At 41.6% G+C, this 16378-nt stretch carries 11 protein-coding genes; 2 read left to right on the top strand and 9 right to left on the bottom strand.

Translation table 11 applies throughout. The features are described from left to right. Positions 1–132: 132 nt before the first annotated feature. Positions 133–936, bottom strand: coding sequence for a DNA-binding protein (locus MKZ12_RS29560; protein WP_339258038.1), 804 nt, complete (start codon positions 934–936; stop codon positions 133–135). A gap of 174 nt (positions 937–1110) precedes the next feature. On the opposite strand from MKZ12_RS29560, the gene MKZ12_RS29565 reads away from it, so the two are divergent. Next, positions 1111–1455 carry a helix-turn-helix transcriptional regulator gene (locus tag MKZ12_RS29565; RefSeq protein ID WP_339258040.1) on the top strand — a complete coding sequence of 115 codons (345 nt, stop codon included), beginning with the start codon at positions 1111–1113 and terminating at the stop codon, positions 1453–1455. Between the two features lie 223 nt (positions 1456–1678). On the opposite strand, the gene MKZ12_RS29570 is transcribed toward MKZ12_RS29565, so the two are convergent. The 8 genes from MKZ12_RS29570 to MKZ12_RS29605 form a co-directional block, all read right to left on the bottom strand. Continuing rightward, positions 1679–4666: a hypothetical protein gene (locus tag MKZ12_RS29570; protein WP_339258041.1), complete on the bottom strand. Its 2988-nt coding sequence runs from the start codon at positions 4664–4666 to the stop codon at positions 1679–1681. Positions 4667–4896: 230 nt separating this feature from the next. Next, positions 4897–5466 carry an NUDIX hydrolase gene (locus tag MKZ12_RS29575; protein ID WP_339258042.1) on the bottom strand — a complete coding sequence of 190 codons (570 nt, stop codon included), beginning with the start codon at positions 5464–5466 and terminating at the stop codon, positions 4897–4899. After that, complete coding sequence (locus MKZ12_RS29580) at positions 5463–7319, bottom strand: glycosyltransferase (protein ID WP_339258044.1); 1857 nt, start codon at positions 7317–7319, stop codon at positions 5463–5465. Before MKZ12_RS29580 ends, MKZ12_RS29575 begins: the two co-directional genes overlap by 4 nt. Positions 7320–7545: 226 nt before the next feature. Continuing rightward, complete coding sequence (locus MKZ12_RS29585; protein ID WP_339258046.1) at positions 7546–9240, bottom strand: diguanylate cyclase; 1695 nt, start codon at positions 9238–9240, stop codon at positions 7546–7548. 401 nt (positions 9241–9641) lie between these two features. Continuing rightward, on the bottom strand, positions 9642–10523 hold the full coding sequence (locus MKZ12_RS29590; RefSeq protein ID WP_339258048.1) for an AAC(3) family N-acetyltransferase: 882 nt from the start codon (positions 10521–10523) through the stop codon (positions 9642–9644). A 166-nt stretch (positions 10524–10689) separates the two neighbouring features. Beyond that, positions 10690–12108, bottom strand: a complete 1419-nt coding sequence (gene araA, locus MKZ12_RS29595; RefSeq protein ID WP_339238829.1) for an L-arabinose isomerase — start codon at positions 12106–12108, stop codon at positions 10690–10692. Positions 12109–12377: 269 nt separating this feature from the next. Beyond that, positions 12378–13073 (bottom strand): L-ribulose-5-phosphate 4-epimerase, encoded by a 696-nt coding sequence (locus tag MKZ12_RS29600; protein ID WP_047840995.1) that lies wholly within the window; start codon positions 13071–13073, stop codon positions 12378–12380. A 1-nt stretch (position 13074) separates the two neighbouring features. Then, a complete protein-coding gene (locus tag MKZ12_RS29605; RefSeq protein ID WP_339258050.1) occupies positions 13075–14691 on the bottom strand; it encodes an FGGY-family carbohydrate kinase in 1617 nt (538 codons plus the stop codon). Between the two features lie 439 nt (positions 14692–15130). Here MKZ12_RS29605 and MKZ12_RS29610 point away from each other — a divergent pair, with 439 nt between their 5' ends. Next, positions 15131–16222, top strand: coding sequence for a GntR family transcriptional regulator (locus MKZ12_RS29610; protein ID WP_339261568.1), 1092 nt, complete (start codon positions 15131–15133; stop codon positions 16220–16222). The last annotated feature ends 156 nt before the right edge of the window (positions 16223–16378 follow it).

The following is a 16378-nucleotide window of genomic DNA, read 5'->3' on the forward strand; positions in this document are numbered from 1 at the left end:
ATGTAAACTATCCGGCTAACATCCTGATTTCACCATGATAAAAACACAAGCTGTGCTCCTCATCGGTGCTATGGTCCTATATGCATATACCCACTTCAAGGAATATCCTACCAGTTTCAGTAAATACCCTTCCTACTTCATCCCCTCCAACATCACCCGATACCGCCCGATCTGCTCCTCTGTCGCCTCTTCCCGCAATGATTCCAACAACCCTATGCACCTTATAAAATAACGATCCATCCCAAGCTTATCCGCTAACCTGATCGCCTGCAAAATGAACTCCACGGCCTCCTGTGGTCTTTCCATCCACTGTTCGTACAAAGCTCGCTGATAACAGTAATGGTACATATCATTGTTGTTTGAAGAATCTATTTCTCTGCCATCGCCCTGCATCTGATCCTCAAACACCTGTAAAACCCGATCAATCTGCCACCTATGCCGCACTGCTGCTTCCGTGATCACTTCCAGACCTGCCAATCCTTCCTCCGGATGCTCAAGCAAAAAGTTCATAAACTCCTCCAGCAGTTCCTCCTGACCGGCTTCAATCTCAAGAGCATACCGATTCACCTGTGCCTTATGCCTGAACTCCTGCACCACCTGCATACCTTCCTCATCCAGATCCTCCATCCTTCCCAGAAATCCATATTGATCGATACATGCTCGCGCCTGATCTACCTGTCCCATCTTCTGGTGAGCCATACCCCTCATCAAATGACTGAACCCGTAATAGTAGACCAAGGGCCGCTCGATGTGTATATGTGGTGCAGGCACTCCCTTTGACTGATAATCTTGCCGCTCTTCATGGATGGACTGCACACATTGATATAACATGTCCGCCCTCTCCATCACCTTGTTCCAATTTTCAAAAGCCACAGCCATGTCCAACATTTCAACAATGATGTCCGGTTTGAGTGATTTTAGGATAGATTTCCGCAAAGAGTTCTCCTCCTTTAATAGTATATAGGCGAACAGATTTTCTAATCACTCCTGTGAAGTAATGATATTCGTTCATTATACTACTTAAAATGCGTAAATAACACCATTATTGCTATATATTTTAACCTGACTTTTGTGATCCATCTTATCTAAGCTTATTATGAGGTGATTCAAATGTCAGAGTTACGCCAATTAATAGGCACACGAATTAGAGCAATGCGAAACACTAAGGGACTTACGCAACAAAAGTTGGCTGATATTGCTGGGCTGGACTATAGATATATCGGAGCATTAGAAAGAGGCGAAAGAAACTTTTCCATAGATACGTTGGAGAAGGTTCTACTCGCCTTGAATGTTTCAATTAGTGACTTAATGTATCTAGAGGAAACAGTTTTAGATAATGAATCTATAGTTCAAGAAGCTTTCGATGATTTCGTTAATTTAACAAGAAATTTAAGTAGAGAGCAAATTCAGATCATTAGAGAAATTAACAAGGAGTTGAAGAAAGCTTTTAAATAGAAAAGGAGTAAAACACATGGCTTTACTCCTCACAAATAAATATTTAAAATGAAGCACCCTCCATAACATCTTATAGTTGATATCTTTCTCTAAAAAGTAATTTATATTGAAATGACGACTGGTCATCAAATAATAACTTCTTAAAGAATACCTTGCAACTATTTAGGGTTATCAGTAATAATATATTAAGACAGATTAAAATCGCTTCTATGTTAGAATAATTTCACTTTTTACTTTGAAGCATTTGATTTAATGTAATTTCATCACTTCCAGAAAAAGGAATTATTGAAGCGTCGCCAACAATCTTACTCATCCGTTCTAATATATCATATTCATACCTATTAATCTTATCATGAGATATCAAAGTCATCTTACTCAGTATTTTTTCAAATAGGCTAAGTTCATCATATCTAAAATTTTCCATAAGAAGAATTTTATACTTTTCATTAAAAAACTCATAGTGTAAAACATCAATATACAATACATCTTCATACTGTTCCTCAAACTCTGCAAACAACCCCCACCCATCACTCTCATCTTGGAAATTTGCTAAGTTATACAAAGTCTCTTCCCAATTTTCAATCGGTGGTTTCAATTGTATTGTATTTTTGCTAACAACAGGTTTAGAAATATATTTTATTAACATATCTAAGATTGTGGTGAATAGATAATTCTCGTAATATCTTTTTTCATTACCATATTTATAGTAAGGGAGAAGAATTTCACCCTTTTTCCAAGCTAATAAATCAACAGGATTTATATCTCTCGCATATGCATGACAGTTAATGAAAATATTGAATAGCTTTAATGCGTTATAATTTTCTAGATACTTTCTACCTTCGACAGTCCGCTTTCGATAAATTATTGATGTTAATAAATCTATATGGATGTTTTCACTATTATTAATTAAGTAAGTAATGATTATGCGATTGATGCTATCTGAAATATTTCCCTTTTCAGCCAGTGAATTTCTCGCCAAATCCGTTCTAGGGTATCTCATATTATCACTTTTTCTCCAATCCAATGATATATGAGAGAACGAGTTATTTATTCCAAATATCTCTGATTCAGGCAAACCCGGAACTTGACCTATTTTGAATCCCCCCCGTATTAATCTACTGTTAGATTCATTGAACTCACTATATTCACTTCTTGTTACATCGTTCCAAAAACTCTCTTCATCGCTTAGTATAAAACCCTTTTTTTCAATATACTCGTTCACTTCATAATCTAAGTACGTAGGGTTAATTAATACAATTTCACCTTTAAGTCCTGTTTCCACATCATCAACTTCCATTTTCAAAGAATGCTTTAGAAGACTCTCAGGTATATCAATAACTTTCTTTATAGGCTCAATATACTCAACCGAAAGCTGGCCATCCTTGCTGACATATTGAAGTTCCAAAATATACGGTAAATCAACACATACATCACGCAAATATTTTTTCGCCGAGTTCCAAAATGTATCTTCCATATTTTCATAATCTTTAGTAAGATATAATGTTACACGAGTGCCCTTGTAGCGTCCCGGCCCTTCGTTAACTTGTTCACTATATTTAATCAATCGAGTTGGACCATCAATTTCCATTATTCTTTTTAGACTGTCTCCTCTAGGTGATTCCCACATTGCCGTTTCTATTTCAACTCTGTCAGAAAGCAAAAATGAAGATAAAAATCCAATTCCAAACTCCGATACAGGAGCAAAGTCTATATTCTTCTTACGCAGTTCATTACGAGTTTGATTAAAATCGAATGAATTATAGTACGATTTGCCTATCTTAAACAAATAATTTTCAATGATCCATTTGTCCATACCAATCCCTTTGTCAATGACACTTATTTTGGGAATTTCATTATCCACAGCTTCTTCAAATTTAATGATGATAGGATTGGTTTTTGTCGCTTCATCATATAGTTTAAGAATGCTCTCTCTCAAATTACACGCATCGACAGCGTTTTGAATTAGTTCCCTCAGTGCATCAATTGGTTCTGAGTATATAGATTTTCCCATAAATAATTCAAAGACCCTATCTGTGTCGGCTTCAAATGTGTACGGAGTATATTTATAACCATGCTCAATAATATTACAAATTACATTTTGTGAAAGAAAGAAAGGCCAATCTTCTTTTCTTTCAGTGAATGTCTTTCTCGTGGATTTAATTTCATTCGAAATATCTTCGCAGAACTGATTTAATGTATGGTGTACAACATGATCGTAACAATGACCGTTATACGTTATTGCTTCAGCATCAATGGTCCAGTTCGAAATTGATAGGTGCTTCCCCCATTCCAGATAAGATCTATTTAAACTGTTTAATGAAGTTTGAGGGAGCAAATAATGAAATAAAACACTCGGAGTCCTCTCTCTATCAAAATCTAATATATCTGATAAACGTAATGCTGCTGCAATTATATGTATGTTCACATTGCAACCACCCACTGGATAGTTTGATGGAAACCTAAGTCTTCCAGGAGTTAACATATTAAGTTGTAATAACGATTCAGCAGGCTCATTATGACTTATACAGATCTCAAGCAATACATCTAAAAAGGAATCTCCTTGATATTTAAGAACGCTATATATATTCGTGATATTAACAGGATCTTTTTGATGGAAACTTTGAAGCATAGTTATAAGTTCGTTGTATCTTTCTCTACTACCATGTCTTTCTCTCGTATCAATACATAGCATTGCTTCTTGAGCAGAAGTGAGTTTTTGTAATGCGATAAAATTTTCAGTAGAATCCTTTGTTTCAACAGCAGAATCCTCTATCATTTTTTGATATTTCTTTCTTGTACTTAACGCCATTGTATCCCATATAATTCTAAGTCTTTTTTCCCTTTCTTCTTTATTCAAAGCCATACCTAAATCATGGAAAAATGCAGAAAATACTAGCAAACCAATTTCTGGAGGACTCAAAATCTCCCTTTTTTCTGGCGTCAATATTCTCCACATTAACTGTGCTACCTTCATACCGTGATTCTTATCATGCATTGTAAATGACTCTAATTCTCTTGAAGTTGCACGATTAAGAATCGGGATAATGACATTGTTTATAAAGTTGATGATGTTACTATATAACAAGTTACTGGATTCTTTCTCAATTATTGTTAACTCGCTTCCTTTCCATGAACTTTTACCATCTGCATAATTTTTCAACATCTTTAATAACTCCAAATCTTCAATGTTATTTGGAAAATTTATAGTCATATTATTACCAACCACCTTTGCTATGTAATAAATCCTAAATTTCCTCTAGACTTAGAGTATAGATTTTTTTCCTATTTATGATAGAACTGTCTTAATATCTTGAAAAGAGAAAATTTTAGGGCGCCCTGGTTAAGAGGGGCCCTGAGTTCAATCAGTGGATTTAATTTTCAGCATCTCAGAGCAGTAAATCAATTAAATTTTACATATGGAAGCAAGAGACAATGAAACAACTAATTATTCTCTTTTAGAATATTTATCCTATTAATATCTGCAAATTCAAATAATATTTCACGTGTCGTTTCAAAAGCGAGCGAATCCCAGGGAATTTCATTCCACGCAAAGTACTTGGCTTCAAAACTCTCAATATTTGTTTTGAGATATGCATCTTTTGCAATAGCTTCAAATGCTAATTGAACTGTACCATATTGCGCTAATGAATGTGTTTTGATAATTTCCTTAAGTTGAACTTGAGCACCTGATTCCTCCCTTATTTCTCTTTCTACTGTTTCAAATAAATCTTCTCCCCGTTCTACATGCCCCCCCGGGAGGCCCCACAAACCTTTTCCTGGGTTTTCAGCTCTTTTTAAGAGCAATACTTTATTTTCAAATAATACAAGACCAACTACAACTAACTTAGGATCTAAATAGAAAATGAAACGACAATTGTCACATACAAGCTGTGGTTGGTCAGAAATGTGTAAATCTTGAAGAACGAAGTGTGACCCGCATCGGGGGCAAAATTTCAAGTCATCTTTGCTGTATTTCCAATCATACTGTAAATATTTATATTCATTATTCATAACTCCACCTCACTAGTCAAAGTTTCATTATCCCACAACTCAAAATATTTTTCATAAACTTGCGAATATAAAGATTCTTTATTTTCCGTTTTGTATATGGTAAACCTCGGCCTTTGTTCAGACGGTACATAATCAGTTATTTCAAAAACCATTTTACCATAATTAACTTTCTCATAACCTGTTACAATGTAAGGGAAAATAGTTTTATATGTTTTAATTGTGATTCTATCTGACAACTCGCCCAAGCTGTCTTTAATAGCTTTTAGTTTTTTTATAGAATTACGAATTTCAGAACTGAAATCTTCACTTCTTTCGAATTTGCTATGGAAGGACAAGATATTATGATACTGATCAACCCAGTCTGGATCAAGTAATAACAACTTCAAATGATTTTCCTTTGCCTTTTCTGCTAGCAATGATTTTGAGTCGCTAGAAAGGTGAATCATCGATGTCCCTGATATAAAGATTTGACCACTTGCTTCACTAAGACAGGTTTTGTAATCTTCAATACGCTGATCGTTTGTATTTATAATTTTAACAATACCATATGGGTTCTGTGCTTTAGCTACAAAGTTATCCAATGAAGATATATTAACTAGATACCCTAACCCTCGCAGGAAGTCACCTACAGTACGCTCCCATGTATACCCTTTTTTTAATAATTCATCTCTTAAAGTTTCCGCCTGTTTATTGAAAAATGCAGACCTACTAAATACTTCATTTATTTTGAAACGTAAACTCCCAATAAGAGTTTCCTTCTCTACCCTCGCATCTTCTGAATCATCAGAAAAGATATTCCTGTGCGGGGTTAAATTTAAATCCAAGAGATATATAGTGTCCACAAGATCCGAATCTCTAATAAAGGATTCCAGAAACTCAAATAGACCTGTATTCTGAGAAATAATTAAGGGAATCCCAGCAGATATGAATTCCCATCCCACTAATCCAAAACCGTCATGGGAAGATGGGAGAAATCCAATATTTGATCTAACAAGCTGATCATAAACATGATCTCGGTTTCTATAAGTATGAAATTGAACTGCAGTTGACCTCTTAATATCTTTTTCTTCAACTCCAATTACAGTTACTTTTGATTCTGGAGTCAAAGCTTCTCTATTTTGTGTAAAAAAATTCTCAAGTGCTTCAAGAGCAAGAGAGGATTGCTTTATTGCATCATCTTTTACATCTAATCGCCCTATAAGAGTAGCCGTAAAAGTTCTTTTAGTACCGGTCCCTGGTCTATGTTTCTTATTTAAGGAATGAAGTCCTGGAATTAATTCAATTACTGTTTGACTGGAATACTCACTTGCATGCCTGGTAAGTTTTGGTCCTATGCCGAAAACTACATCAGCTGTCTCCAGTAACCTTTTTTGTTTATCGAATTTTTGATTTTGCACTTCCTCAGAAATTGGCTTATCCTGTTTGTGACCGTAATAATCCTCGTAAACCATATGGTGTATTAAGGCGAAGCGCGAATTTTCCTTAAATAATACATTGTATTCTTTGCACAAAGCACTAGCATGTCCACCAGTGATAACGTCATGACCAATCCACCAGGAAAATTTAAATTTCCCTTGGATATCTTGAATAGACAGACTTAAAACACCTGATAACTCTTTTAAAATCGTAAAAAATTGCACTCCATTGTTAGAAGTACTGTACCCGTTAATCAGTATTACATTATCATTTGGTAATCTTTCTGTTTTATTAGTTACACAAATAACTTGGACACCTTCAAGAGTTACAGTAGGTAGATATGAATCAATAGCACTCACCAGATCAAGATTAAATGAGTTAATTCCACCTCCTTCTGTTCCCCAGTTATCTGCAAGAATAACTATACATTCTTTCATTTCTTTCACCTCTTAGAAAGTATTTGACTTAATTTTCAATTGTAATACTATCTTTAATTAGTAAAAATAATAGAACCTTAATTGTTGTTCTCATTTTAATCTCCTTTATTTTGTAAGCAGCGGAATACAAACTTCCTCTACACAACTTTATTAAGCAAATTTTTTTTTATATTTCAGGGATCTAAACTGCCCGGTCCTATTGTTGAAATGTCTCAATTTGTATAATTCAAACAACTCCCCGCTCAAACACCCCAAACTCCACCCGATTACGCCCATTCTGCTTTGCCTGATACAAGGCCTTATCCACCGCAGCGAACAGTTGAGTCAAATACCCCTCCGGATTGTCCGGCACATGCTCCACTTCAAAGTCCTCAAAGGACAGAATCCCAATACTAATCGTAATGGACACCTGCATAATCTCGTGATCCACCATAATGCGGTTGGACTCCACAGCGGTTCTCACGCGCTCCGCGATCTGGTTAGCCAAGTCATGCTCCGTGTGCGGAAGGTAGATCATGAATTCTTCCCCGCCATAACGCGTCAGAATATCGGTACTGCGTATGGATTGTTTGACGGCCTCTGCCGTGTGGACGAGCACTTCATCACCGATGACATGTCCATAGCGATCATTGATCGCTTTGAAGTAGTCAATATCAAGCAGCAGGAGTGAAAATGGTGTTTTATATTGAATATTGGTAATAACCTCATGATTCAGGTGTTGGGTCAGATAACGGCGGTTGTAACAGTTGGTTAAACTGTCCGTCAGCGCGAGTTCCTCCAGTTTGCGATTGGCCTCGGATAACTCCTGACGTATCAAGTCTAGCGCCTGATTGCGCTCCTGAAGTGTTACGTTCTGGCGATTCATCTCTTTCACATAGAAGCGCTCCTGCGAGACATCCTGGAACGTAAGAATATGACCAATCGGCACAAGAGCCGAATCCACAATCGGAGACGATTGCAGAATATAGTGCCGAATGTTGCTGTCCCGCTCCACAATCACTTCAATATGAGAGAGTGTATTTTCTTTTTTCTTATAGTGATTCACGAACTCCCGACAGCTACCCACAACTTGAACAGACTCCAGGAATACCTCCATATCAAAAGAATCCCCCACATGCAGATCCATAAAGGATCGTGAGGCTTTGTTCGCTTCAACAATGACTTCATTCTCATCCAGTACCAGAATGCCATATGGAATCGTATTGATCACGTCCTCATGCGCGATGGAGACCAGATCGAACACATTGTATCTTTTGATCACATAGACAAAGAACAGGTCTGACAGAAAGATCCCCAGCGAAGTCATGCCAGGAATGATTGGCAACCAGCGGGCTAGAACCACATTCAGGATCGCATCAATGGTTGCAAAGACAGCCAAGACCAAGATGCCCCATAGGGTGATCCGCACCTGTTTTTTGATCATGGCAGACGTCTGTGATGAATACACCGCCCGGAACAGAACGACGAGAGACGTCAAGAAATAGCTCACCAGAATAACCATCACAACCCAGAACCAAGGGCCGTAAGCCCGCTCGATGTACCCGCCCTCCAGGGGAATGACGAACTCGTTCCATGGATTTGCGACTACACCTATAGCCCCGATTACCGCAGGGACAAATAGCATAAAGGTTCCTTTTGCACTCAAACGTTCCGCGTAACCGGTAATAAAGATCGTCAGTAGAAGCCACCCGCTCCCAAGCAGAGAGACTGCAACGAAAGACAACGTAACATAGAACAACTGTAAGCCGGAATCATCCGTGAGCGTACTGGCAAATTGACAGAAAGGCCAGAGCATCATCAACCCGTGAAACAAAAAGTATACCTTATGTAAGTTCGTAATTCTAACCGTAGCAAACACATATACACCTACACCGAACAATAGGACGAATAAAAAGAGATCATACCATACTAATGGGTTCACGAATCTTCTCCTTCTTAGATGCTACAATGACAACGTGATTGCTCATAATTCTATGTGATACCTATATAAAACTTCAATAAACACCTATACAATACCGCTACGTCAAACATTGGTTAATTTAACCATATCTTATCACACCACTATAAGGGTGAGTAGCCCATACACTGGAAGTCTGACCAACCTCTGATCGAAATCCTGATCTATTTTGCGTTTTTGTGAAGGAATCTGACTGTTCCACAAAAAAAACCGCCCATATCCAAACGAGCGGCCGGCCAGCAATTGGTTTGATTCAAATGACCCATATCTTTAGCGGAGTTCATCTCTCCGGCAGTAGTACTTCACCTTCTGATCAGGAACATCTACTCTTCCCGTATCTTGGCTATGGCTTGTTCATGATCAAGTCAACGTTCGCCTTCAACGATCTGCTTCTCAGCGTTCAACAGCTCCAATTGTTGCTTATAACGTGCCTCGTTTCTGAGATATGCTTCATGACTCATTCCGACCAGATCAGCTTCATATTTAGGGGAATAAAAGGGTTCATTGTCTGAGAATAAGTCTGGATTTTCCTTCAGCAACTCCGTAATTACCTCTGACGTCTTAACCGCATCGCACACTCTAACAACGGCATCCCCAAGTTGTCCTTTATGCATCGCACCTTCGCGAACCAGTACCTCATCTATTTTCCAGAAATGCTCCGACCACGGCAACCCACTATGTCTGCGGGACGGTACTGAAATCTGACTCCCATCCGGTAAAACCGTATACAGCATCTCATGCTCGTCCGTCATTCTGCCAGGGATGTCCACCCACTCTTCTACGCCATGGATAAATGTATTCCGCTTCAAGTCAACGCCTACTAACAAGATCGTCGCTTTCCGATCCAGCAGTTTCCCCCATGCTGAACCTCTCGCACACGGTGTATCGAAGAGATGATCACCCCTCGTAAATGCCTCTGCATCCCTTCCCAGTGCCGCTACTGAGTGCGTAGGGTGCCACGAACGAACCACGCCCGGACGTTTACGGAAAAGTTCAGGTAGAATACCCACGAAGCATACAGAACTTTCCACGTGGAACATTGGGTTATCCGCATTAATGGTAGACCACGTATGGGTGGGAAGCACCAACAATCCGTCTTTCATATAGTCGCTACAGGCATCCAGCACCGTATCTGCTCCACCTTCAACCTCGCCCAAACTCTTCATTGAAGAGTGCATAAGCAACGTACCTTGGCGATCCAAACCAAGCTGCTCCAGTTGCTGCATCAAGCTTTCTTTTGTGTACATATCCTTTCCTTACCTCCTTCATTTGTTATCTCTTTTCGATGGAAAATTAAACCCATGCTCAGCTCATTATCATGCTTCTCAGCATAACAAACAAAGGGCCGAGGGTTAACCCCCGGCCACAGAGAAAAAATTGTATAAGTTCAGGGCAGTAGCTGCCAATCCACTTTTACTTAATAATAACGTACTCCAGATTCACCAGCTTCGCATATGTCACGATCTGATCTGTCGTCAGGTTCAAGGATACAACCGTATGGTGACCTCCACCATTTTCGATCCATGCTCTAACGCCATCCTGGAAGTTCGGCTTCACGCTCCACAATACACGCGCTACCGGCAGGTTAGGTGCTGGGACGGTAGGCTCGAATGCAGATACTTCATTGATCAGCAGTTTGTAGTGGGTACCGAAGTCTGCCATGGATACCACGACCCCTTCGCCTGCTTTGCCGTCGAATACAAGACGCGCCGGATCTTCGCGATCGCCAATGCCCAGTGGGGACACGATAATTCTTGGTTTCGTGCTAGCCAGTGTCGGATCTACTTCAAGCATGTGGGATTGCAGGATTGCTTCCTGTCCAGCAGCCATCTCGTAGGTGTAATCTTCCATGAAGCCCGTGTTCTCGTTATGGGCCATGATTTTCAGCAAACGATCCAGTGCAGCTGTTTTCCAGTCACCCTCACCGGCAAATCCATACCCTTGCGCCATCAGGCGTTGCACAGCCAGACCCGGAAGTTGTTTCATGCCATGCAGATCTTCGAAGTTCGTCGTGAAGGCACTGTAACCACCTTCGTCCAAGAAACGTTTGATCGCAATCTCATAGCTTGCTTGCACACGTACACTGGCTTCCCAAGCTTCCTTGCTGTTCGTACCATAATCGAATTCATAGAGGTCTTTATACTGAGCAATCAGATCATCGATTTCCTGCTCCGTTACGGCGTTCACGTATTGCACGAGGTCGCCAATGCCGAAGTAATCAACCGTCCATCCGAATTGGATCTGTGCTTCCACTTTATCGCCTTCGGTCACGCCAACGTTGCGCATGTTATCTCCGAAGCGAGCGACTTTGAGGTTGAAACCTTCGTTAAAGGCAACCGCTACGTCCATCCAGTCTGCAACCTGTTGTTGCACTTCCGGGCGCTCCCAGTAGCCAACAACGATTTTATTTTGTTTTTTCAAACGAGCATTAATGAAGCCATATTCGCGGTCACCATGTGCAGCTTGGTTCAGGTTCATGAAGTCCATATCGATGGTTGCCCACGGAATGCTTTCGTTGAATTGAGTCGCCAAGTGCAGCAAAGGTTTTTGCAGCAATTTTGTACCACGAATCCACATTTTCGCCGGGGAGAAGGTATGCATCCATGTGATGACACCTGCTACTTCGTCGCGATAGTTGACTTCTTTCATGATGCTCGTGATTTTATCTGCGGTTACCGCCAGATCCTGCAATACAAGCGGGTACGGCAGTACGCCGCTGGCATTAAGGGCATCCGTGATTTTCTGTGCGTTAGCTTTTACTTCTCCCAGTGCTTCTTCACCGTACAAGTGCTGTGAACCGACCACAAACCAGAATTCTTTTGCTGCTGACATATAATCATCCTCATTTCATTATTTTATAGTTGAACAATATGGGTTTACACTAGAACACTGCGAAGCCAGAATAATCTTCCGATCACTGTTATCCCCAGATTTTTTGATTCCCTTTTCTAAAGGGAAAATCCGGGGATAAAGGTGAACGCTCCGCTTCTCCAGCTTTCTTCTGTCTTCTCCGTTATTGTGTAAAAAGTATAGTTGAACAAGTCATTCGCACAACTAAACCTCTTGGAAGCCAGAGCATGCTTCCAGTCACTTATAACCGACTACTTCTGTCCGTAATACGCGTCTTTGCCGTGTTTGCGCAGATAGTGTTTATCCAAAATGCCTTGCGGCAGTTCTTTTGCGAAGTTGTTCAACTGCCGCGCGTACAGGTTCATTTTGCATACTTCCTCCAGTACAACGCTGTTCACCACCGCTGACTTGGCATCTTTCCCCCACGTAAATGGTGCGTGACCATGGAGCAACACTGCCGGAACCGCCATCACATCAATTCCACGTTGTTCGAACGTTTCAATAATGACACGTCCTGTCTCTGCTTCGTATCCGCGATCCACCTCGTCCTGATTCAGGAAACGTGCACAAGGCACAGCCCCATAGAACGTGTCCGCATGTGTGGTTCCCATTACAGGAACATCAAGTCCGGCTTGCGCCCAGATGGTCGCCCATGTGGAGTGTGTGTGCACGATGCCGCCAATCTCCGAGTAATGCTTATATAGTACGGCATGTGTTGCGGTGTCCGAGGAAGGTCTCATCTCACCCTCCACCACGTTACCGTCCAGATCAACCACAACCATGTCGCTTGCTTTCATCACATCGTAGCTAACGCCACTTGGTTTAATGACGAACAGACCGCTTTCCCGATCGATTGCGCTAACGTTACCCCAAGTGAATTTTACAAGTCCGTGCTTGGGCAGTTCCAGATTCGCCTGGAATACTTCTTCCTTCAGTTGTTCTAACATGTTATTCCCTCCCGTTCTCTACCAGATGGTTTACAGCTGCATGCTCAATTGCGAGCCCACTCCGGTAGCGTTCGATAAATGCTTCAAACCCTTTCACATCCGATGCATCTGGCGCCACTTCGACTCCCTCAACATCGTTGAAGACCTTCTGCTCCAGGAACACATCCAGGCTCTCCTCTTGATCCTTGTTAATCATGTACGAAGCCAGAAGTGCCATGCCCCATGCGCCGCCTTCACCAGCGGTAGACATTACCGAGACCGGTACGTTCATCGCAGCAGCTACAATCCGTTGTCCGACGACAGGGGTCTTGAACAGACCACCGTGAGCCAAAATACTATCAATGGCTACATTCTCTTCCTCTGTCAAAATGTCCATACCTAGCTTGAGTGCACCGAATGCACTGAACAGATGTGTCCGCATGAAGTTCGCCAGATTGAAGTTGCTTTCCGGCGAGCGGACGAATAATGGACGGCCTTTCTCAAGTCCCGTAATGTTCTCACCGGAGTAGTAACCGTAGCTGAGCAAGCCACCACCATCTGGGTCTGCCTCCAAGGCTTTGTTAAACAACACGCTGAACAACTTGCCGTTATCCACTTCGTATCCCATCGCTTGAGAAAACTCACGGAACAGTCCCACCCAGGCGTTGATATCACTGGAACAGTTGTTGGCATGTACCATCCCTACTGGACTGCCATCCGGCGTGGTGACCATATCGATCTCCGGATACACTTTGGATAGTTCCTTCTCCAGTACGATCATGGCAAATACCGAGGTGCCGACCGAGATGTTCCCCGTGCGTTTCTTCACGCTATTCGTTGCCACCATACCCGTTCCGGCATCGCCCTCTGGCGGGCAGAGCGGAATGCCTGACTGCAGATCTTGCGAAGGGTCAAGCAACTTGGCTCCCGCTTCTGTCAATGCACCTGCATTCTCACCAGCGAGATATACCTTCGGAAGCAGGTCCTCGACCTTCCACGGATAACCTTTGCCTGCGATCCGTTCATCGAACTGTTGGATCATGGATGGGTGGTAATTATGTGTAGCCTCGTCAATTGGGAAAATGCCTGAAGCATCGCCGATGCCAATCGCCTTATTGCCTGTCAGCAACCAATGGATGTACCCAGCCAAAGTAGTCAGATGATCGATCTGAGGTACGTGTACCTCTTCGTTTAAGATGGCTTGGTACAAGTGGGCAATGCTCCAGCGTTCAGGAATATTGAATTGCAGAAGTTCCGTCAGCTCCCTAGCAGCTGCTCCCGTCGTTGCGTTACGCCAGGTGCGGAAAGGTACCAGCAGTTCGCCCGCGCTATCCAATGCCACATATCCGTGCATCATGGCCGAGAACCCGATCGAACCGACCGTTCGCAGCGTAATTCCATATTTCTGTTCCACATCTTGCTTCATCTCACGATAAGCCGTCTGCAGACCTGTGATGATATCTTCCTGGTTGTACGTCCAATATCCGTCTTTCAGAAGGTTCTCCCATTCATAACTGCCTGACGCGATGGTCTCAAAACGCTCGTCAATCAACACCGCCTTAATCCGCGTGGATCCAAATTCAATTCCGAGCGAAGTAGCGCCATTAGTAATGGCTTCTTTCAAGTCCAATTGACTCATAATCACGTGTATCCCCTCTCCGGTTGTGATTTCACATCCCTAAGGATGCATATATAAGGTGAAGCTTCTACTTATGCAGTAACTACTCATGAATTTTGTATAAGAGGTTGTTCAAAAATCTGTGTTTTCAAAGAATGCGCTTTCCTTTTCTGACAGCCTTAGTATATTTTTTGTACGTACATTTGTCAATAATATATAATAGTTATACTTACAAAGGACACATATTGTACTCTAACTGACCATTCAAAGGTCTTATACAGATATAAAATGGCTATGCTGTAAGGTACACCTCTTTGCAAAAAGGCCGGATATGTACGGTTTACTTCGAAAAATATGCTGTTTTATATGCATTCAAACTGAATCATGCTAAAATATGTACGTACAACTATTTGAACAACAAGGTTGATATAGATGAGTAACGATGAAAGAAGTGGACTACGTGAAGCCAAAATACCAGGTCATCATTGATGATATAAAGAGTCATATCCTCTCGGGGGCATATAGCATAGGCGAACAGATTCCAACCGAGCTGGCATTACAGGAAAGCTACAATGTAAGTCGCCAGACGGTGCGGAAGGCCATTTTGGAGTTATCAAACGAAGGATTTTTACGAAGCGAAAAGGGTTCAGGAACTTACGTTAGTAATCAGTATCGATCACGATCAGGCGGCAATACGTCAAAGAAAACCATTGGCGTAATCACAACATACATCTCGGATTACATCTTTCCTTCCATTATCCGCGGTATTGAGAGTCGTCTGAATGAGGACAACTACTCGCTACTGCTCGCCAGCACCAATAATGATGTGTCACAGGAGAAAAAAGCACTCGAAATGATGCTCTCCTACGGTGTGGATGGCCTGATCGTCGAACCGACCAAAAGTAATCTGTATAATCCCAATATTGCATACTACCTGTCATTCAAGGAGCAGGATGTACCGTTTACGATGATTAATGCCTTTTATGAAGAGCTGGAGGTCCCTTTCTTCTGTCTAGATGACGTGCAATCCAGTTATCTCGCCACACGTGAATTGATCGCCAAAGGCCATACCCAGATCGGCATTATTGCGAAAATGGATGATTTGCAAGGTAAGTATAGGATGAAGGGGTATATCAAGGCACTTGGTGAAGCCAAGTTACGGTTCCATCCTGATCAAGTGCTTTCCTTTGATACCGCATCGAAACCGGAGTTATCCTCTAATGTAGCAGCGTATCTGGACGAAAACAGAGATTCGCTGACCGCAATCGTCTGTTACAACGATGAAGTAGGACTTGAAGTTGTGCACGCCTGTAGGCAACTAGGTATCTCAATCCCGGATGAGTTATCCATCATTGGACAGGACAATTCATATATCGCCAAGAACGCCAACATCCGGCTCACCACACTAACTCATCCGCAAGAGCAGATGGGCCGTGATGCTGCCGACTGGGTAATCAAGAATCTGCAAGGCAAAAAGGATCTGCCAACGAACACCTACTATCAGCCGGTGCTGGTTGAGGGGGAGACGGTGAAGGAGATCGAAGTGGAGTAATATTGGTGCGCAAACGGAAAAGCGAGAAAGTTGTTACCGAGCGTTCCTATCCAACATACCGAAAGAAGGCCGTCAGAATGATCTGTGGCCTTCTTTGTTTTTGTTCCATATAATGAGGGATTAACCTTTTCCGATATAAATAATTTAATCTGCTTT

The sequence above is a fragment of the Paenibacillus sp. FSL R5-0713 genome, assembly GCF_037973325.1.
Classification (GTDB): domain Bacteria; phylum Bacillota; class Bacilli; order Paenibacillales; family Paenibacillaceae; genus Paenibacillus.